A 17646-nucleotide genomic window follows, 5' to 3' on the forward strand; every position below is an offset into this window, starting at 1 on the left:
GAGCGATTATCTCAATGGCCGCGGTGATCCTTGCCGCCGGGCCGGCGGCGGCTGACGTCCTTGCCGGCTCCTTTGGCAATGAGGTCGGTTGCGCTGGTGTACGGCTCGGTTATCAGGACAGCGACGATTATGTCGTGCTGACCGCCGACGGCGTCGAAACCTATGGCAGCGGCTGCCAGTTCGCACAGCGACTGACGACAGCGCCGGGCACCTTGTTGTTGAGCTCCACCTGTTTCGCCGAGGGCGAGGAGGGCACGACCACGGATGTCGTCAAGGTCATCAACAGAGGAGGGGACGGTTTCTTCGTGACCATTCCCGGCCTTGAGGAGATAGGGCCGCTGAAATCATGTTCGTGACGGTGCCGATGACGACCGCTGCCTCGATGCCGGCGTCAGGCGACCAACCCGTCCAGTTCCGGCAGCAGGACGACGCTTTCCTGTTCGTTGGGATCGGTTCGGGCAATGACCGCCGAGGCGGGGCCGTCGCTCAGATTGGCCGGCAGATGCGGCACGCCGGGGGGAATATAGAAAAGATCGCCGGCCTTGACCACGATATGCTGTTCGAGCCGGTCGCCATACCAGGTATGGACTTCGCCGGAGAGCACATAGATCGCGGTTTCATGGTTTTCGTGCATATGCGCCTTGGCGCGGGCACCCGGCGGCATGGTCAGCAGATGCATGCAGATGCCGGACGAGCCGACTGTTTCGGCGGCGATGCCGGCGAAATAACTCAGGCCCTGCTTGCCTTCATAAGAGCTTTCAGGGCGGATAAGATGGCAAGTCGGTTTGGGCGACATCGGGGCAACTCCGGGCGTCTATCTGATGGGACAAGGGCGCGTAGAACTGGGGCGCGTAGAACTGGGGCGCGTAAAACTGGGGCGAGTAAAACTGGGGCGAGTAGGACTGGGCGAGTGGAAAGCAACATCAGGGTAAAATCAATGGGATTCCGGCCGGCGCCGCAGTGGCCGGAAGCGACAGGCTACGGCCGATGACGGGAGTATCGCCAGCCGTTGTTTCGGCAAGCAAGCTTGGCCTGACCTTCCAGACCAATGATGGTCCGGTGCAGGCGCTGTCGAATGTCGACCTGACGATCGGCAAGGGGGAATTCGTTTCCTTCATCGGGCCGTCCGGCTGCGGCAAGACGACCTTGCTGCGCGTCATCGCCGATCTGGAGAAGCCGACATCGGGAAGCATTTCCGTCAACGGCATGACGCCCGAGCAGGCGCGCCAGAGCCGCGCCTATGGCTATGTCTTCCAGGCGGCCGCACTTTATCCGTGGCGCACGATCGAGCGCAATGTAGCACTGCCGCTGGAGATCATGGGCCTGTCCAGGGCGGAGCAGGCGGCGCGCATCAAGCGAACCCTCGACCTTGTCAACCTCAGCGGCTTCGAGAAGAAATACCCCTGGCAGCTTTCGGGCGGCATGCAGCAGCGCGCCTCGATCGCGCGGGCGCTCGCCTTCGACGCCGACCTTTTGTTGATGGACGAGCCGTTCGGCGCGCTGGACGAGATCGTGCGCGATCACCTCAACGAACAGCTGCTGGAGCTTTGGGAGCGGACCAACAAGACTATCTGCTTCGTCACCCATTCGATCCCTGAGGCGGTCTATCTGTCGACGCGCATCGTCGTCATGTCGCCGCGCCCGGGGCGTGTCAGCGACGTCATAGAATCGACGCTGCCGAAAAAGCGGCCGCTCGATATCCGCGAGACGCCGGAGTTCCTGGCGATCGCGGCACGCGTGCGGGACGGGCTGAGGGCAGGGCACAGCTATGATGATTGAGGCGGCGGAAGATGAGCTCCCTCCTCTCCCCAACGGGGAGAGGGTGGCCGGAGCGAAGCGGAGGTCGGGTGAGGGGGCCTTGGCGGATCCGACCAAAAGAAAGATCGGGGCGACCGCTCGCGCTCGAAAGCTGCGGTTTGACGAGACCGAGGCTGAATACAGGCTTTGGGGGGAACTAAGAGGGCGCCATCTCAACGGCTACAAATTTGTGAGGCAAGTGCCGCTTGGGCCGTTCTTTGCAGATTTCGTCTGTCGTGAGAGCGCGCTGATCGTGGAAATCGACGGCAGCCAGCACGCGGAATCTCCAACCGATGCCGCGAGAACTGCTTGGCTGAATGGTCACGGGTATTCCGTTCTTCGGTTCTGGAACCATGAAGTCTTGGCCGAACGCCGAGCGGTCCTTGATACGATCTTGGCTTGCCTCGACGGAAAGATTTCTACCCCCTCACCCGGCCTCCGCTTCGCTCCGGCCACCCTCTCCCCGTTGGGGAGAGGAGGGCACCCATCCTGCGAGGACCACTAGATGGACTCGTTTCGCGACAAGATCGTTCCGGTGACCTCGATCCTTCTGGGCGTCGTCGTTGTCTGGTACGTCATGGCTGTCATCCTCAACGCGCCGTTCCAGCGCGATCTCGACCGCCGCGCCAATCAGACACCGGGTATTGTGGAATTCATCGGCAAGACGCTGGCGCAGCCGAAGCCGACGCTGCCGGCGCCGCATCAGGTGGCGGTGAATTTTTTCGAAAACACCTTTCTGCGCAGCATCACCTCGAACCGCAGCCTTGTCTACAATGCCTGGGTGACGCTGTCGTCGACGCTGCTCGGCTTTGCTTTCGGCACGGCGCTCGGCATCGTCATCGCCGTCGGCATCGTGCATGTGGCGACGCTCGACCGCAGTCTGATGCCGTGGATCATCGCCTCGCAGACCATTCCGATCCTGGCGGTGGCGCCGATGATCATCGTCGTGCTGGCGGCGATCGGCATCACCGGGCTTATCCCGAAGGCGCTGATCTCGACCTATCTGTCGTTCTTCCCGGTGGCGGTCGGCATGGTGAAGGGACTGCGCTCGCCCGAGCTCACCCATCTCGACCTGATGCACACCTATAATGCCAGTGCCTCGCAGACCTTCTGCAAATTGCGTGTGCCGGCTTCGGTGCCGTTCCTGTTCACCTCGATGAAGGTGGCGGTGGCCGCCAGCCTGGTCGGCGCCATCGTCGGCGAGTTGCCGACCGGCGCCGTCGCCGGCATCGGCGCCAAATTGCTCGCCGGCGCCTATTACAGCCAGACCATCGACATCTGGTCGGCTCTGGTTGCCGGGTCGGTGGTCGCGGCGCTGCTGGTGATGGTCGTCGGCATCGCCGGGCGCCTTGTCGACCGCGCCATGGGCGGGAGGCCGGCATGAGCTCCATCCTGAGCCTTTCCTCAATCACGCCTCGATCCTGGCAGGGGTATGCCGCGCTTGTCCTGCTTGCCGGCGCGCTGCTTCTTTGGCCGCTCGTCAGTGCTACGCCCGGTTACGGCATGGCAACTACGGTTTTGATTTTCATTTTGCTGCTCGTGGCAATCGAGGCCGACAACTTTCCACCGATGATCGGGGTGGTGTTGCTGTTCCTTGGCGCGCACGGCGCAGCGTGGATGCTGCTCGCCGGCATAACCGGCAATGAGGGCAGCGCTCGCGCATCCTTCTATCTGCTGCTCGTCGCGGCGTGGTTTTTGGCCTGGCGCTGCGTAACGGTCCTGTCGTCGTTTCGCCCGACATCGCGCTGGGCGTCAACCGCCCTGCGCCTGATCATTCCGGCCATCTTCGGCGCCTGGATCCTGATCATCTGGGAGGCGGTGACGCGTGGTGCCGGCATTCCCTTCATCCTGTTGCCGCCGCCAAGCGCCATCGGTGCACGCATCGTCGGCTCGCTGCCGGTGCTGGGGGCCGATGTCAGGCAGACCATCTTCAAGGCGGTTATCTTCGGCTATGTGGCGGGGAGCAGCGCCGGCTTCCTCGTTGCCATCGCCGCCGACCGCGTGCCGTTCCTGCGGCGCGGGCTTTTGCCGATCGGCAATATGGTGTCGGCGCTGCCGATCATCGGCGTCGCGCCGATCATGGTCATGTGGTTCGGCTTCGACTGGCAGTCGAAGGCAGCGGTGGTCATCATCATGACCTTCTTCCCGATGCTGGTGAACACCGTCGCCGGGCTTGCCGCCTCCGGCCATATGGAGCGCGACCTGATGCGCACCTATGCCTCGAGCTACTGGCAGACGCTGTTCAAGCTGCGGCTGCCGGCGGCGGCACCCTTCATCTTCAATGCGTTGAAGATCAATTCGACGCTGGCGCTGATCGGCGCCATCGTCGCCGAGTTCTTCGGCACGCCGGTGGTCGGCATGGGATTCCGCATTTCGACGGAAGTCGGGCGGATGAACATCGACATGGTGTGGGCGGAAATCGCAGTTGCAGCACTTGCGGGTTCGGTCTTTTATGGCGTGGTCGCTCTTTTCGAGAGAGCAGTCACGTTTTGGCATCCCTCTGTCCGTGGTGGATAGGGGCGGTGGGTTTAGGGCGCTAACTTCAGAGGGTAAAAACATGAAAAGACTTGTTGTTTCGATGCTGGCCGGCGCGATGTCGCTTGCCGCGTTCCAGGCGATGGCCGCGGACAAGGTGACGCTGCAGCTGAAATGGGTCACCCAGGCACAGTTCGCCGGCTATTATGTCGCCAAGGCCAAGGGCTTCTATGACGCCGAGGGCCTCGACGTCGATATCAAGCCCGGCGGACCGGACATTGCACCGGAGCAGGTTATTGCCGGCGGCGGCGCCGACGTCATCGTCGACTGGATGGGCGGTGCGCTGGCTGCGCGCGAGAAGGGCGTGCCGCTGGTCAACATCGCCCAGCCGTTCAAGAAGGCCGGCATGGAGCTGGTCTGCCCGAAGGACGGTCCGATCAAGACGGAAGCCGACTTCAAGGGCCACACGCTCGGCGTCTGGTTCTTCGGCAACGAGTATCCGTTCTATGCCTGGATGAACAAGCTTGGCCTCAAGACCGATGGCGGGCCGGACGGCGTCACCGTGCTCAAGCAGAGCTTTGACGTGCAGCCGCTGATCCAGAAGCAGGCGGATTGCATTTCGGTCATGACCTATAACGAGTACTGGCAGCTCATCGACGCCGGCTACAAGCCGGAAGAGCTGACCGTCTTCAACTATTCCGCCATGGGCAATGATCTGCTCGAAGACGGGCTCTATGCCCTGGAGGACAAGCTCAAGGATCCGGCCTTCGAGGATAAGATGGTGCGTTTCGTGCGCGCTTCGATGAAGGGTTGGAAATACGCCGTCGACAATTCCGACGAAGCGGCCGGCATCGTCATGGACAATGGCGGCCAGGACGAGAATCACCAGAAGCGCATGATGGGCGAAGTCGCCAAGCTGATCGACAATGCCGATGGCAAGCTCGATCCGGCGACCTACGAGCGCACCGCCAAGGCGCTGCTCGACCAGAAGATCATCAGCAAGGAGCCTACCGGCGCCTACACGACGGCGATCACCGACAAGGCCATCAAATAGGGCTGTCAAACTGGCTTGTAGCGGAAAAGGGGCGGGCGACCGCCCCTTTTTAGTGGGAGGTAAAATGAACGTTACCGGCGGAAACATCCGCTCGCAAAATCGTTGTGCCGGTGCACCCGCCCAAGGGTGTCACAACGGAGGTTTCCATGCGCATCCAGTCCTTCACGCCGATGCTTTCGGCGCTGGCCATTTCTGCAGCCATCTTCTCTGCTTCACCGGCCTTGGCCGAAACCATAAAGATGACGGCGACGCTCGATGGTGCTCAGCAGAACCCGCCCGTCACCGCGAAGGGCAAGGGCACCGCCACGCTCAGGTTCAACACCGCCACCAAGAAACTCAGCTGGACCGTGAGATATTCCGGCCTCAGCGGGCCGGCGAAGGCCGCACACATTCACGGCCCAGCGGAAAAGGGTCAAAACGCCGATCCAGTGGTGCCGTTCGAAGGCAAGCTGAAGAGCCCGATCAAGGGTTCGGCGACATTGACTGATGCCCAGGCCACCGATCTTGAGGCTGGCAAATATTACGTCAACATCCACACCGCGGCCCACGCGGACGGCGAGATCCGCGGCCAGATCGAGAAGGCCAAATAGGCAGATCACGACGACAAAACAGGGCAATCATCCTGTTTTGTCAGGCCTTGTCGCGAATCTGGGTCATCGTGCGGGTCGGCGTGATGGCTTCAGGGTCGAGCCTGATCTCTACGATCGACGGCTTGCCGCTGGCCCGCGCTCGCTCGAAGGCCGCGGCGAAGTCGGCGGTCTTTTCCACCGTCTCGCCATGGCCGCCATAGGCACGGGCCAAAGCAGCAAAGTCGGGATTCTTCAAGTCCGTGGCGACGACACGGCCGGGATATTCGCGCTCCTGATGCATGCGGATGGTGCCGTAGATGCCATTGTTGACGACGATGACGATGATCGGCAGCCCGTATTGCACGGCGGTGGCGAATTCCTGGCCGTTCATCAGGAAACAGCCGTCGCCGGCGAAGGCGATCACGTCGCGGTCGGGGAAAAGCTGCTTGGCGGCGACCGCCGCCGGCGTGCCGTAGCCCATCGAGCCGGATGTGGGTGCTGCCTGCGTGCCGAAACGCCGGAAGCGATGGTAGCGATGCACCCAGGTGGCGTAGTTGCCGGCGCCGTTGGTGAGGATGGCGTCGTCCGGCAGCATCGTTTCGAGATAATTCATGATCGGCCCCATCTGGACGGCGCCGGGGCCGCTCTCCGGAGGCGTCGACCAGTCGAGATAGGCGGCGTGCAGCTTCGCTGCCTCAGCCGCCCACACCGGCGTTGCGGCCGGCTTGCGTCTGGCAAAGGCTTCGACGAAAGCGGCAGGCGAGGCATTGATCGCCAGCGCCGGCCGGTAGACGCGGCCGAGTTCGCCGGCGTCGGCATGGATATGGACCAGCGTCTGGTCGGGGTAGGGACTCTTCAGCAGCGTGTAGTCGGATGACGGCATCTCGCCCATGCGGCCGCCGATCAGCAGCACAAGGTCGGCCTGCTTGATGGCGGTTGCTACCTTGGGATTGATGCCGATGCCGACATCGCCGGCATAGTTCGGGTGGAGATGGTCGAACAGCATCTGGCGGCGGAAGGAGCAGCCGACCGGCAGCGACCAGGCTTCGGCTATCGTCCGCATCCGTGCAACGGCCTCCGCGTCCCAGCGCGTACCGCCGAGGATGACGAAGGGCCGCTTTGCCTTGTTGAGCAACACTTCCAGTGCGTCGAGCTCGACTTCGCCAGGCCGCGTCTCGACAGGGGTATAATGCCGGGCGTCCGGTGCCTCGGCGAGGCTGGTCAGCATGTCCTCGGGCAGCGAGATGACGACCGGGCCCGGGCGACCGGACGTCGCCACCGCAAAGGCGCGTGTGACGAATTCGGGTATGCGTGCGGCGTCGTCGATCTCGACCACCCATTTGGCGATATCGCCGAAGAACCTGACGTAGTCGACCTCCTGGAAGGCCTCGCGCCCCTTGGCGTGGCTGGCGACCTGGCCGATGAACAGGATGAGGGGGACTGAATCCTGCATCGCGATGTGGATGCCGGCCGAGGCATTGGTGGCGCCTGGGCCGCGGGTGACAAAGCAGATGCCGGGCCTGCCGGTCAGGCGGCCGTGGCAGTCGGCCATCATTGCGGCACCGCCCTCCTGGCGGCAGACGATTGTGCGGATCGGTGAATCATGCAGCGCGTCGAGCACCGCCAGATAGGATTCGCCAGGTACGCAATAGATACGGTCCGTTCCGTTGGCTTCGAGCGCATCGACGATGAGTTGTCCGCCGGTCTTCATTTTCCTGACCTCTCCAGTTCGGCAAGGATTTCTTGGGTGTGTTCGCCGAGACGCGGCGACGGGCGCTCATAGACCAGCGGCGTGCCGGACATGACCATCGGCGCCCGCACCGAGGGCAAGAGATTGCCATGGCCGTCATCGAGGTCGAGCCGCATGCCGCGCGCTATGGTCTGCGGGTCGGCAAACATCTGGCCGATGTTGTTGATCGGGCTGGCCGGCACTCCGGCAGTCTCAAGTCTGGCCAGCAACGGGTCGCGATCGAAGGCTTTCAGCGCCTCGATCATATGCTCGCGCAGCTTCGCCCGGTTGGCGACGCGGGCGGGATTGGTGGCGAAGTCAGGGTTCGACGCCAGCTCATCGAGGCCGACGGCAGCGCAGAACTTTGCGAACTGGCCGTCATTGCCGACCGCCAGGATGATGTGGCCATTTTTCACCGGCACCACTTCGTAGGGCGCGATGTTCATATGCGCATTGCCCATCTGCACCGGCGACTGTCCGGAGACGAGATAGTTGAGGTTCTGGTTGCCGAGCGTCGAGATCTGGGTGTCGTAGAGCGCCATGTCGATATGCTGGCCTTCGCCGGTCTTCTCGGCATGGCGAAGCGCCGCCTGGATGGCGATGACCGAATAAAGCCCGGTGAAAACATCTGAAATAGCGACGCCCGCCTTTTGCGGTTCGCGGCCGGCTTCGCCGGTGATCGACATCATGCCGGCCATGCCCTGGATGATGAAATCATAGCCGGCACGCGGCGCATACGGTCCCGACTGGCCAAAACCGGTGATCGAGCAATAGATCAGCCGCGAGTTGATTTTCCTCAGGCTGTCATAGTCGAGGCCGTATTTCTTCAGTCCGCCGACTTTGAAGTTTTCGATCAGCACATCCGATGTCGCGACCAGCCGGCGCACCGTCTCGGCACCCTCGTGCGTCGAGAAGTCGATGGCGATGGAGCGCTTGCCGCGGTTGCAGGAATGGTAATAAGCGGCCGAAAGGTTCTCGCCGTCATGGCCGATGACGAAGGGCGGTCCCCATTTGCGGGTGTCGTCGCCGCCGTCCGGGCTCTCGACCTTGATCACGTCGGCGCCGAGGTCGGCAAGCAGCTGTCCGGCCCATGGCCCGGCGAGGATGCGTGCGAGTTCGATGACGCGGATGCCTTTGAGCGGAGGCTCAGTCATGGATCACCGTGGATGATCGAAAGCGCAGCCTCTATCAATCCCGCGCGCCGCTGTCACGGCCCTTGCAATGGGCCAGTATCACTGTGCCCTCAGCACGCGGTCGGCCCAGGCGGCAAAATCCTCCATGATGATGTCTCGGTTGATCTCGTTCAGGCTTTCGTGGCGGGTTTTGGCGTAAACCTTTGAAACGAGATTCGAAAAACCCATCATGTGCATCCGGCCGGCAAGATGGCTGACCGCCTTGCCGCCGTCCGAGGCCGGATCTTGCTCGCCTCCGACCAGATTGACGAACAGGTCGCGCCGCACGCCGGAAAAATTGCGGTCGCTGCCGCAATGCAGCGTCATCATGACGATGTCCTGCCACATCGACACCGATGCGTCCCAGCCGCAAAGCGGGTCGGCGATGTATTTCTCGACTTCAACGGCATCGCGCGACAGCCAGTCGAACGGCGTCCGGTGATTGGGCACCGCCTTGCCCCAGGCCCGGAACGTCAGCCGGGGCAGCAGGCGCGACGGCACGTCTGAGCCAAGCCGGAACTTTTCCCAACCAAGCATGGCCAGCGCGATTTGGCCGAGCAGTCCGGCCGAGAAATTGCCGTTCCAGATCGCGGCGGCATGGATGCGCGCCGAGTGGCGGAGGACAAAGTTCAGCGCGACCGACGCGCCCAAGGAGTGACCGAAGACGATGACCGGCAGGCCCGGCTGTTCCCTGGCGATGAGATCATGGACGGCGGCGACATCGGCGATGACCTTGGCACCGCCATCCACATCGGCGAACCTGCCAGGTGGCGCGTCGGGCGCCTTGGTGGCGCCGTGGCCACGGTGGTCGTGCGCGTAGACCTGGTAGCCGCGCTCGCCAAGGAAATCGGCGAAACGGGCATAGCGCGCCGCGTGCTCGGCCAACCCGTGATTGACCTGGACAATGGCGCGCGGTTGGCCGATGGCGTGTTTCACATAAAGGTTGAGCTCGGCGCCGGTCGGCGATGCCAGCATCCTCTGCTTGTCAAATGGCATGTCTCGCTCCCGTCGGCGACTGTTGGGCGACGCAGCGATCGACGTCAAGGGACGTAGGTACCCATTCGACGGTAGTTGACAGCATGCTGTCAATGTGATTACATGACAGCATACTGTCAAATGGTCAGCGGCAGATTGGGGGTATGACTATGAAAACCACCGGGGCCATTTCGCGGCGTGCAATCTTGCTGGCGGGCTTCGCCTTCACGACGACCACCCTGTTGTCAGGGATTGCTGCGTTCAGTCAGGAAACCAGGGAGATGACCATGATGACGTCCACTGTTCCAGGCCCGCAAGGCCAGCTTGCCACTTATAGGATCAACGCCGGCAATGGCCTGCCGATCATGTTCCTGCATGGAGATTGCAGCCGCGCTTCCCACTGGGACCGGGTGATGCAGCTCTCCGTCGAAGGCCGCGAGGCGGTAGCCTTCGATTTTCGCGGTCATGGCGCCTCCGCGCCGGCGCAGGACGGTGACTATGGTTATGACGGTCGTGCAATGGATGTCGGTGCCGTGGCCGACGCGTTTGGCCTGAAGCGGTTTCTCATTGTCGCGCACAGCGGCGGCGGTGGCGTGGCGCTCGCTTATGCCGCCAGCCATGCCGACCGGGTCGCCGGTGTCTTGCTCGTCGACCCGGCGACCGATCCTCGTGCGCTGCCGCAGGCGATTCGTGACGGCTTTGTCCGCGATCTGGCCGGTCCGCAAGGCCGTGATGTCCTGAACGCCTATTACACGTCGATTGCCGGCCCTAACGCGGCTGTTCGCCAGCGTGTTCTGGCCGATGCGGCAGTGGTCGATCCGGCGGCGAGGGCAAGTGTCGGCAAGGCACTGGCCGAATGGAACCCGGAGCCGGCACTCGATGCGTATCGCGGGCCTATGTTCGTATTGGCTACCGAGGCCAGTGACACTCCAGCCGCGCTCTACCGGCTGCGCACGGACATTCCGCGCCAGATCGTGGCGGGCAGCGGCCATTGGGTGATGCTTGACAAGCCCGAGGTCGTAGCCGAAGCCGTTAATAATTTCGTCGCGACCATCGAGGCCGGCCAGAAATGACGACCAGGACCGAAGCGGCAAATGTGCTCACCGAACTGGTGCTTGCCGTGTTCAGGATGAACGGCAGTTTTCTGGATGCGGCCGACCGGCTGGCCGCTCCAACCGGGCTGACGGCAGCGCGCTGGCAGGTTTTGGGTGCAGTTTTGAAGGAGCCGAAATCTGTGGCCGACATCGCCCGCGACATGGGTCTCGCCCGTCAGAGTGTACAGCGGCTGGCCGACATACTGGCTGCGGAGGGGCTTGCCGCCTACGCCGACAACCCGGCGCATCGCCGCGCCAAGCTGTTGTCAATAACCGATGCCGGCCGGGCAGCGGTCAAGAATATCGGCACACGCCAGCATGTTTGGGCGAACCGCGTTTCGGAGGGTATGGACGCCGACGCGCTGAAAGCCTCGCTTGATCTGCTGCGCACCCTGACGGAACGGGTGGAGGCGGGCGGATCCTGATCGACCGCGCGGGAGCCGTCTCAATGCGCTGGCGATTGTTTTTACGGCCGGCGAAAGAAATCGTAATTCTGACATGTCGCAAGTTTCTAGCTTGCGGCGTGAATCACGAGGAGTGCCGGAATGCGGATTTGGGCGATATGGGGGGCGGTGTTTGTTGCGTTTGCTGGCGCAAGCGCGGCGCGGGCCGATGTGAAGATGACCGGCTCTTTCGTCGCCGATGCCGCCTGTCCGGCAACGCAGGCGATCAAGAGCGGCAAGAATCCCGGCAATGTCTCGACCGCGGCTGGTCAGAGTTATGATCTGCTGGCCGGCAACAAGGACGCGCCCACGCACTATCTCATTCGCGTGCCGGGCGCCGATCCGGAGCGCCGCTGGGTTAAGATCAGCTGCGGTGGTGTTTCGGGCGGCAGCGCGTCGACGATGCCGGCTGCACCGGCGCCTGCCGAGCCGAACAAGCCATCGGCGTCCGGAAAGCCGGAATATGTCTTCGCGCTGAGCTGGCAGCCGGCTTTCTGCGAGACCAAATCCAGCAAGGCCGAATGCCGTGCGCAGACCGCCGCCGGTTTCGAGGCGACCCACTTCACCTTGCATGGGTTGTGGCCGCAGCCGAACGGAAATTTCTATTGCCAGGTCGCCGCAAGCGACAAGGCGAACGACGATCCGGCGCACTGGCGAGACTTGCCGCCGGTCACCCTTGACCCGAAAACGCGAGCGGAACTCGACCAGGTGATGCCGGGCACCGCATCCGCCCTCGAAAGGCATGAATGGATCAAGCACGGCACCTGCTACGGCAAGAGCCAGCAGGAGTATTTCGCCGTCGCTTTGAACCTGATGCGCGCGATGAATGCGTCGCCGGTGCGCGATCTCTTCATCAAGAACATCGGCAAGCAACTGACATCCGATCAGATCCGCAGCACCTTCGACAGTGCCTTCGGCAAAGGCGCGGGCGACCGGGTCCGCGTGTCCTGCGTGGTCGATCCTTCGAACGGCAGGCGGCTGATCGGCGAACTGACGCTCGGCCTGACCGGCCCGATCGCTTCGAACGCTTCGCTCGGTGCCCTGCTGCTTGCCTCGGCGCCGACAGCCAAGGCTGGCTGCCCGAAGGGCGCGGTCGATGCTGTCGGGTTCCAGTAAACAGGCCGTACGCGACTGTCGCTTTGCACCGGGGATGGTATGATCCCGGGGGCATCATTCATAGGGGGTGGCGATGAGTGGTATGACGGGCGGCGCGCTGGCGCGGCTGGCGTTCTGGGCCAAGGGCATGACGGCGATCCGCGACGGCCATATGGAGTGGCCGGGCTTTTCCTACACCGAAGTGGAGTGGGCGCGCATGACCACGCTCGCCAAACCCGTCGGCGGCGGCACCTACCAATTGTTCACGCTGGTCAACGCGGCGATCTTCATCGCCATTGCCGCGCTCGGGATATTCTGTGTCTTCCTGCCGCTGGCGGCGCTGCTGTTCCCGGTACCGGCCGAAACCAGTGCGATCAAGTTTTCGCTGCTCCTGGCGGCATGCGCCTTCCTGATCATCGGCATCGGCCTGCCGATTTCGCTGCGTCTTTCGACCACGCTGGTGGCGCCGAAGGCAATGCGGGCCGCGCTTGTCGCCGTGCCCGGCGACCAGGCGCTTGCGGCAAAAGTGTCATGGCAGATCAACCGGATCACGCTCGTGCTCTGCGGCCTGCTGGTACCGGGCATTCTTCTGTTCATTGCCTACGACATCGAAGCCGGCCCGATTATTACCGCGTTGAAATGGCTGGCGATCGCGCTGATGGCGGTTTCGGTTGCGATCGGCGGATGGCAGCGGCGCAAACAATCCTGATTGAGCCAATCGCAGGCCTGGGCAGCGTTACGCGCCGGCGCTGCGCTCCGGCCTGGTCCATGTGTTGCGGGCGTCTGCTTCGTTGCCGCCCGGTTCGCCGACAACGCGATCGCGTCCCGTGGATTTGGCCTTGTAGAGACGCTGGTCGGCCAGCGCAAAGAGATCGGCAAGGCAACGGGTCGTCTCGCTGACCGTCGAGATGCCGGCGCTGACGGTAATGTCGAACCGGCTGGTGCTCGCGGACGTCTTGACCGCTTGCCTGACGGTTTCGCCCAGCAGTCTGGCGAGCGGCTGCGGACGCCAGCCGAGGATGGCGAATTCCTCACCGCCGATCCTGAACAATTGATCTTCGGTCCCGACAAGTTCGCCAAGCAAAATTGCCAGGGCTTTCAGCACCTTGTCTCCCTCGGCGTGGCCGAAGCGGTCGTTGATCGATTTGAAGTGGTCGACATCGATGATCAGCAGGCTGAGCGCCCTGGCGGTCCGCAGGCTGGCGGCGACGGCGGCCTCGCCATCGCTGTCGAAGCGCCCCCTGTGCAGGAGGCCGGTGAGGCCGTCGCGACCGACATGCTCGACCAGCGCCTCATAGCGCTCGCGATAGGTCAGCGTGTCGAAAATGTCGGAAAGCCCGCGCGCCGCCGGCACCTGCCGCGCCTCGAACCACCTGATATAGCCGACCAGCATGGTGCTGTAGACCAGGGCCGCTGCCATCTTGGCGAACCAGCCGCCGAAGAACACCGCGACCGGCGCGCCGGTGACGAAATGCAGCGCCGTGAAAAAGCCTGCCTGGTCGAAGGTGAGCACGCAGGCGACGGAGACCAGGATGCGGGTGAAAAGCGCCTTGCGCAGATATTTGCCGAGCTTTTCATAGAGCAGAATGATCAGGATGGCGTCGCGAACAGCAGCGTCGTGCCCCACACCATCAGCCAGCCCATCTCGTCGATGAAGCCGATGTCGGGAAGCTTGCCGTCGGGCAGCGGTGCGATGTCGTGCAGGCGCAGGATCAGCACGAGCCCGATCATCAGGGCATTGCCGAGCAGCAGGCCATAAATCGGCTGCCGGACAGTTGCCGCGTCCTCCTTGATGTAGAGCAGGAGCAGCATGACCAGCTTGCCGGAAACAGCACGGCCGAACCCGGCGATACCATGCCGAACGGCAGCGCGACGTAGAAGACGCTGGCGAGATAGGTTTCCAGGAAATGCATGACGCCAAGGGCGCAAACAAAGACGCCGAGGCCGATGCGGCCCCTGAACCGGAAAAGCGTGACCATGATGCCGAAATAGAGAACCGCTTCGGCAAAAAGCAGGAAACTGTTCAACACGGCCCGATCTCTCTCCCCGAAATCGCGGCTGCCAGCGATTTCCCATCCAACATTGTTTGACGCGGAATGGTTAACCGGAGCTTTCGCCTGGGCGCCGGCACGAAATGAAGCGGCTAAGCGTTTGTGGGTGCGACCAAATCCGCTTGGGGCCAAAACTGTTTGCCGTTCGCGGCCGCATCGCTTACATAGCCCCCAACTTCCATTCAATCCGACATCAGTCGACTTTTCAGGGAAAGCGCGCGTGGCACGCCAGTTCATCTATCACATGGCCGGCCTCAACAAGGCCTACGGCACCAAGAAGGTGCTCGAGAACATTCATCTGTCCTTCTATCCGGACGCCAAGATCGGCATCCTCGGTCCCAACGGCGCCGGCAAGTCGACGATCCTCAAGATCATGGCCGGCATCGACAAGGAGTGGAGCGGCGAGGCCTGGCTGGCCGAGGGTGCTACCGTCGGTTACCTGGCGCAGGAGCCGGCGCTCGATCCGAACAAGAACGTGTTCGAAAACGTCATGGAAGGCGTCGCCGCCAAGACCGCCATCATCGAGCGCTACAACGAATTGATGATGAACTATTCCGACGAGACGGCGGACGAGTCGGCCAAGCTGCAGGACGAGATGGACCGGCTCAACCTCTGGGATCTCGAACAGCAGGTCGAGATGGCGATGGAGGCACTCGGCTGCCCGCCCAAGGAGGCCGATGTCACCAAGCTGTCGGGCGGCGAACGCCGTCGCGTCGCGCTTTGCCAGCTTTTGCTGCGCCAGCCCGACCTTCTGCTGCTCGACGAGCCGACCAACCATCTCGACGCCGAGACGACGGCGTGGCTGGAAAAGCATCTGCGGGCCTATCCGGGCGCGGTGATGATCATCACCCACGATCGCTACTTCCTCGACAATGTCACCGGCTGGATCCTCGAGCTCGATCGCGGCCGCGGTATCCCGTACGAAGGCAACTACACCAAATATCTCGAAGCCAGGGCCAAGCGGCTCAAGCAGGAAGGCCGCGAGGACGATGCGCGCCAGCGGGCGATCGGCCGCGAGCGCGAGTGGATCCAGTCCAGCCCGAAAGCCCGGCAGACCAAGTCGAAAGCCCGTATCCAGGCGTTCCAGGATCTGCTGGATGCAGCCGACAAGCGGCGTCCGAGCGACACCCAGATCGTCATTCCGCATGGCGAGCGGCTCGGCAATGTGGTGATCGAGGTCGAGGGCTTGTCGAAGGGCTTTGGCGACACGCTTTTGATCGACGATCTCGAATTCAAGCTGCCGCCCGGCGGCATCGTCGGCGTCATCGGCCCGAACGGCGCCGGCAAGACGACGCTGTTCCGCATGATCACCGGCCAGGAAAAGCCCGATGCCGGCACCATCCGCGTCGGCGAGACGGTCAAGCTCGGTTATGTCGACCAGAGCCGCGACGCGCTCGACCCGACCAAGACGGTCTGGGAAGAGATCTCGGGCGGCGCCGAAGTGGTCAAGCTCGGCAAGTTCGAAGCCAACACCCGCGCCTATTGCGCGTCGTTCAATTTCCGCGGCGGCGACCAGCAGCAGAAGGTCGGCAACCTGTCCGGCGGCCAGCGCAACCGCGTGCATCTGGCCAAGATGCTGAAGACCGGCGGCAATGTGCTGCTGCTCGACGAACCGACCAACGATCTCGATACCGAAACGCTGGCCGCACTTGAAGACGCGCTCGAGAGCTTCGCCGGCTGCGCCGTCATCATCTCGCACGATCGCATGTTCCTCGATCGCCTGGCGACGCACATCCTCGCCTTCGAGGGCGACAGCCATGTCGAATGGTTCGAAGGCAATTTCGAGGATTACGAGCAGGACAAGATCCGCCGGCTTGGGCCTGAGGCGGTCAATCCGCACCGCATGACGTATAAGCGGCTGACGCGGTAAGACATTTACAGGGCGGCGAATTCTCAAATGATCTGAGGAACCAAGATGGCCGACTGGTCCGCCGCCCTCTACCTGAAATTCGAGGACGAGCGCACCCGCCCCGCGCGCGATCTCGTTGCGCAGGTGCCGGTGCCGGAACCGCGCCGGGTGGTCGACCTTGGCTGCGGGCCGGGCAATTCGACCGAATTGCTGGTCGAGCGCTGGCCGCGGGCACAGATCAGCGGCTTCGATACCTCCCTCGATATGGTCGAGAAGGCCAGGGCGCGCCTGCCCGGCGTCAGCTTTGCCTTGGCGGATGCGGCGGCGTGGCAGCCGAACGAACCGGTCGACGTGATCTTTGCCAATGCGGTGTTTCAGTGGCTGCCGGAGCACCCGGCGGTCTTCCAGCGGCTGATGGGATTTTTGGCGCCCGGCGGCGCGCTTGCCGTGCAGATGCCGGACAATATGGCTGAGCCTTCGCACCGGCTGATGCGGGAGACCGCGGCCGAGATGCCGTTTGCCGAAAAGCTCGAGCGCGCGGCCCGCGCGCCGCTGCCGCCGGTCGCGTTCTACTACGACCTTTTGTCGCCATTCTCGGATCGGCTCGATATCTGGCACACGATCTACAACCATCCGCTGGCCGATGCCGAGGCGATCGTCGAATGGGTGAAGTCGACGGGGCTGAAGCCGTTCCTCGATCCGCTCGACGAGAACGAGCGGCAGCTTTTCCTGAAGCGCTACACGGCCGGGATCAGCGAAGCCTATCCGAAAACGGCAAGCGGCAAGGTATTGCTGCGCTTTCCCCGTCTCTTCATCGTGGCGCGGCGTTCTGCTTAGAAGCTCTTAGCTACACCCAAAAACAGCCAGCAGCGGATGCTTGACCGGCTTTCGCCGTCATGCGCATCTCGCTGGGGCAGGGATAAGGCCCTTCATGGGCCATGGGGATGGATGATGACACTGAAAAAGATGGGTTTCGGCGGCAGCGTTTGTGCGGCCGCTGTGCTTGCCTTGTCTATATCGGCGGAGGCCAAGCGAGCGCGCTGCTTCACCAGCGACGACGGCTATTTCTCGTGCAGCTATCGGGCGCTGGACGATGCCGGCAGCTTTCGCATCTCGGCGCCGGGTTATCCGACCTACGTCCTGGAAATCGACGGACCGGGTTTTGCCTATGGCTATGTCAATCTCGGCCGCCGCAACGTGCCGCTGCCCGGGCAATTCGTGCGCAGCCGCGATGACGGTGCCTGCTGGAACAACCCGCAGACCAATACCAAGCTCTGCGCCTGGTAAAGACCCGTCCCAGGGACTTGATTTAAGCCGGCATAAACTGGCTAGGTGCAAAAGAG

General features: G+C 62.9%; 18 protein-coding genes and 2 pseudogenes. 15 read left to right on the top strand and 5 right to left on the bottom strand.

What is annotated here, in order from left to right; genetic code table 11:
- Nucleotides 1-14: 14 nt before the first annotated feature.
- Nucleotides 15-356, top strand: coding sequence for a hypothetical protein (locus X773_RS49840; RefSeq protein ID WP_031211553.1), 342 nt, complete (start codon nt 15-17; stop codon nt 354-356).
- Nucleotides 357-391: 35 nt separating this feature from the next.
- Here X773_RS49840 and X773_RS49845 read toward each other — a convergent pair whose 3' ends face one another.
- On the bottom strand, nt 392-796 hold the full coding sequence (locus X773_RS49845) for a cupin domain-containing protein (protein ID WP_023675871.1): 405 nt from the start codon (nt 794-796) through the stop codon (nt 392-394).
- 191 nt (nt 797-987) lie between these two features.
- Here X773_RS49845 and X773_RS49850 point away from each other — a divergent pair, with 191 nt between their 5' ends.
- From X773_RS49850 to X773_RS49875, 6 genes and pseudogenes are all read left to right on the top strand, one after another.
- Complete coding sequence (locus tag X773_RS49850; RefSeq protein ID WP_023675872.1) at nt 988-1779, top strand: ABC transporter ATP-binding protein; 792 nt, start codon at nt 988-990, stop codon at nt 1777-1779.
- A gap of 112 nt (nt 1780-1891) precedes the next feature.
- Nucleotides 1892-2302, top strand: a pseudogene (locus tag X773_RS49855) (endonuclease domain-containing protein); the annotation flags it as partial.
- Nucleotides 2303-3181, top strand: a complete 879-nt coding sequence (locus X773_RS49860; RefSeq protein WP_023675874.1) for an ABC transporter permease — start codon at nt 2303-2305, stop codon at nt 3179-3181.
- A complete protein-coding gene (locus X773_RS49865) occupies nt 3178-4314 on the top strand; it encodes an ABC transporter permease (protein WP_031211556.1) in 1137 nt (378 codons plus the stop codon). The genes X773_RS49860 and X773_RS49865 overlap by 4 nt, the downstream gene beginning before the upstream one ends.
- A 40-nt stretch (nt 4315-4354) precedes the next feature.
- On the top strand, nt 4355-5326 hold the full coding sequence (locus X773_RS49870) for an ABC transporter substrate-binding protein (RefSeq protein ID WP_023675876.1): 972 nt from the start codon (nt 4355-4357) through the stop codon (nt 5324-5326).
- A gap of 146 nt (nt 5327-5472) precedes the next feature.
- The gene (locus X773_RS49875; protein WP_023675877.1) at nt 5473-5916 is read left to right on the top strand and encodes a CHRD domain-containing protein; all 444 of its coding nucleotides are present in this window, start codon (nt 5473-5475) and stop codon (nt 5914-5916) included.
- Between the two features lie 40 nt (nt 5917-5956).
- Here X773_RS49875 and X773_RS49880 read toward each other — a convergent pair whose 3' ends face one another.
- From X773_RS49880 to X773_RS49890, 3 genes are all read right to left on the bottom strand, one after another.
- Nucleotides 5957-7606 (bottom strand): thiamine pyrophosphate-binding protein, encoded by a 1650-nt coding sequence (locus X773_RS49880; protein ID WP_023675878.1) that lies wholly within the window; start codon nt 7604-7606, stop codon nt 5957-5959.
- The gene (locus X773_RS49885; RefSeq protein ID WP_023675879.1) at nt 7603-8778 is read right to left on the bottom strand and encodes a CaiB/BaiF CoA-transferase family protein; all 1176 of its coding nucleotides are present in this window, start codon (nt 8776-8778) and stop codon (nt 7603-7605) included. The genes X773_RS49880 and X773_RS49885 overlap by 4 nt, the downstream gene beginning before the upstream one ends.
- A gap of 78 nt (nt 8779-8856) precedes the next feature.
- Nucleotides 8857-9792, bottom strand: coding sequence for an alpha/beta hydrolase (locus X773_RS49890; RefSeq protein WP_023675880.1), 936 nt, complete (start codon nt 9790-9792; stop codon nt 8857-8859).
- Nucleotides 9793-10058: 266 nt separating this feature from the next.
- Here X773_RS49890 and X773_RS73610 point away from each other — a divergent pair, with 266 nt between their 5' ends.
- The 4 genes from X773_RS73610 (at nt 10059) to X773_RS49905 (ending at nt 13112) form a co-directional block, all read left to right on the top strand.
- On the top strand, nt 10059-10844 hold the full coding sequence (locus tag X773_RS73610; protein WP_198023545.1) for an alpha/beta hydrolase: 786 nt from the start codon (nt 10059-10061) through the stop codon (nt 10842-10844).
- A gap of 23 nt (nt 10845-10867) precedes the next feature.
- The gene (locus X773_RS49895; protein ID WP_245274664.1) at nt 10868-11290 is read left to right on the top strand and encodes a MarR family transcriptional regulator; all 423 of its coding nucleotides are present in this window, start codon (nt 10868-10870) and stop codon (nt 11288-11290) included.
- A 120-nt stretch (nt 11291-11410) separates the two neighbouring features.
- Nucleotides 11411-12424, top strand: coding sequence for a ribonuclease (locus tag X773_RS49900; protein WP_023675883.1), 1014 nt, complete (start codon nt 11411-11413; stop codon nt 12422-12424).
- Nucleotides 12425-12497: 73 nt separating this feature from the next.
- On the top strand, nt 12498-13112 hold the full coding sequence (locus tag X773_RS49905; protein WP_156937311.1) for a hypothetical protein: 615 nt from the start codon (nt 12498-12500) through the stop codon (nt 13110-13112).
- Between the two features lie 27 nt (nt 13113-13139).
- On the opposite strand, the pseudogene X773_RS49910 reads toward X773_RS49905, so the two are convergent.
- Nucleotides 13140-14382: pseudogene (locus X773_RS49910) on the bottom strand (GGDEF domain-containing protein).
- Here X773_RS49910 and X773_RS77315 point away from each other — a divergent pair.
- The 4 genes from X773_RS77315 (at nt 14311) to X773_RS49925 (ending at nt 17590) form a co-directional block, all read left to right on the top strand.
- Complete coding sequence (locus X773_RS77315) at nt 14311-14493, top strand: hypothetical protein (RefSeq protein WP_198023548.1); 183 nt, start codon at nt 14311-14313, stop codon at nt 14491-14493. The pseudogene X773_RS49910 and the gene X773_RS77315 sit on opposite strands and share 72 nt — an antisense overlap.
- 181 nt (nt 14494-14674) lie before the next feature.
- Nucleotides 14675-16324: an energy-dependent translational throttle protein EttA gene (gene ettA, locus X773_RS49915; RefSeq protein WP_023675885.1), complete on the top strand. Its 1650-nt coding sequence runs from the start codon at nt 14675-14677 to the stop codon at nt 16322-16324.
- Nucleotides 16325-16369: 45 nt separating this feature from the next.
- Nucleotides 16370-17140 carry a trans-aconitate 2-methyltransferase gene (tam, locus tag X773_RS49920; protein WP_023675886.1) on the top strand — a complete coding sequence of 257 codons (771 nt, stop codon included), beginning with the start codon at nt 16370-16372 and terminating at the stop codon, nt 17138-17140.
- 114 nt (nt 17141-17254) lie between these two features.
- The gene (locus X773_RS49925; protein ID WP_023675887.1) at nt 17255-17590 is read left to right on the top strand and encodes a hypothetical protein; all 336 of its coding nucleotides are present in this window, start codon (nt 17255-17257) and stop codon (nt 17588-17590) included.
- The last annotated feature ends 56 nt before the right edge of the window (nt 17591-17646 follow it).

Origin of the sequence: Mesorhizobium sp. LSJC280B00 (assembly GCF_000502835.1) — a bacterium.
In the GTDB taxonomy this organism is placed as follows: domain Bacteria; phylum Pseudomonadota; class Alphaproteobacteria; order Rhizobiales; family Rhizobiaceae; genus Mesorhizobium.

Coding starts and splice junctions, on each gene's coding strand:
- X773_RS49840 (WP_031211553.1), top strand. CDS start 15: ATGGCCGCGGTGATCCTTGCCGCCGGGCCGGCGGCGGCTGACGTCCTT.
- X773_RS49845 (WP_023675871.1), bottom strand. CDS start 796: ATGTCGCCCAAACCGACTTGCCATCTTATCCGCCCTGAAAGCTCTTAT.
- X773_RS49850 (WP_023675872.1), top strand. CDS start 988: ATGACGGGAGTATCGCCAGCCGTTGTTTCGGCAAGCAAGCTTGGCCTG.
- X773_RS49860 (WP_023675874.1), top strand. CDS start 2,303: ATGGACTCGTTTCGCGACAAGATCGTTCCGGTGACCTCGATCCTTCTG.
- X773_RS49865 (WP_031211556.1), top strand. CDS start 3,178: ATGAGCTCCATCCTGAGCCTTTCCTCAATCACGCCTCGATCCTGGCAG.
- X773_RS49870 (WP_023675876.1), top strand. CDS start 4,355: ATGAAAAGACTTGTTGTTTCGATGCTGGCCGGCGCGATGTCGCTTGCC.
- X773_RS49875 (WP_023675877.1), top strand. CDS start 5,473: ATGCGCATCCAGTCCTTCACGCCGATGCTTTCGGCGCTGGCCATTTCT.
- X773_RS49880 (WP_023675878.1), bottom strand. CDS start 7,606: ATGAAGACCGGCGGACAACTCATCGTCGATGCGCTCGAAGCCAACGGA.
- X773_RS49885 (WP_023675879.1), bottom strand. CDS start 8,778: ATGACTGAGCCTCCGCTCAAAGGCATCCGCGTCATCGAACTCGCACGC.
- X773_RS49890 (WP_023675880.1), bottom strand. CDS start 9,792: ATGCCATTTGACAAGCAGAGGATGCTGGCATCGCCGACCGGCGCCGAG.
- X773_RS73610 (WP_198023545.1), top strand. CDS start 10,059: ATGATGACGTCCACTGTTCCAGGCCCGCAAGGCCAGCTTGCCACTTAT.
- X773_RS49900 (WP_023675883.1), top strand. CDS start 11,411: ATGCGGATTTGGGCGATATGGGGGGCGGTGTTTGTTGCGTTTGCTGGC.
- X773_RS49905 (WP_156937311.1), top strand. CDS start 12,498: ATGAGTGGTATGACGGGCGGCGCGCTGGCGCGGCTGGCGTTCTGGGCC.
- X773_RS77315 (WP_198023548.1), top strand. CDS start 14,311: ATGCATGACGCCAAGGGCGCAAACAAAGACGCCGAGGCCGATGCGGCC.
- tam (WP_023675886.1), top strand. CDS start 16,370: ATGGCCGACTGGTCCGCCGCCCTCTACCTGAAATTCGAGGACGAGCGC.
- X773_RS49925 (WP_023675887.1), top strand. CDS start 17,255: ATGACACTGAAAAAGATGGGTTTCGGCGGCAGCGTTTGTGCGGCCGCT.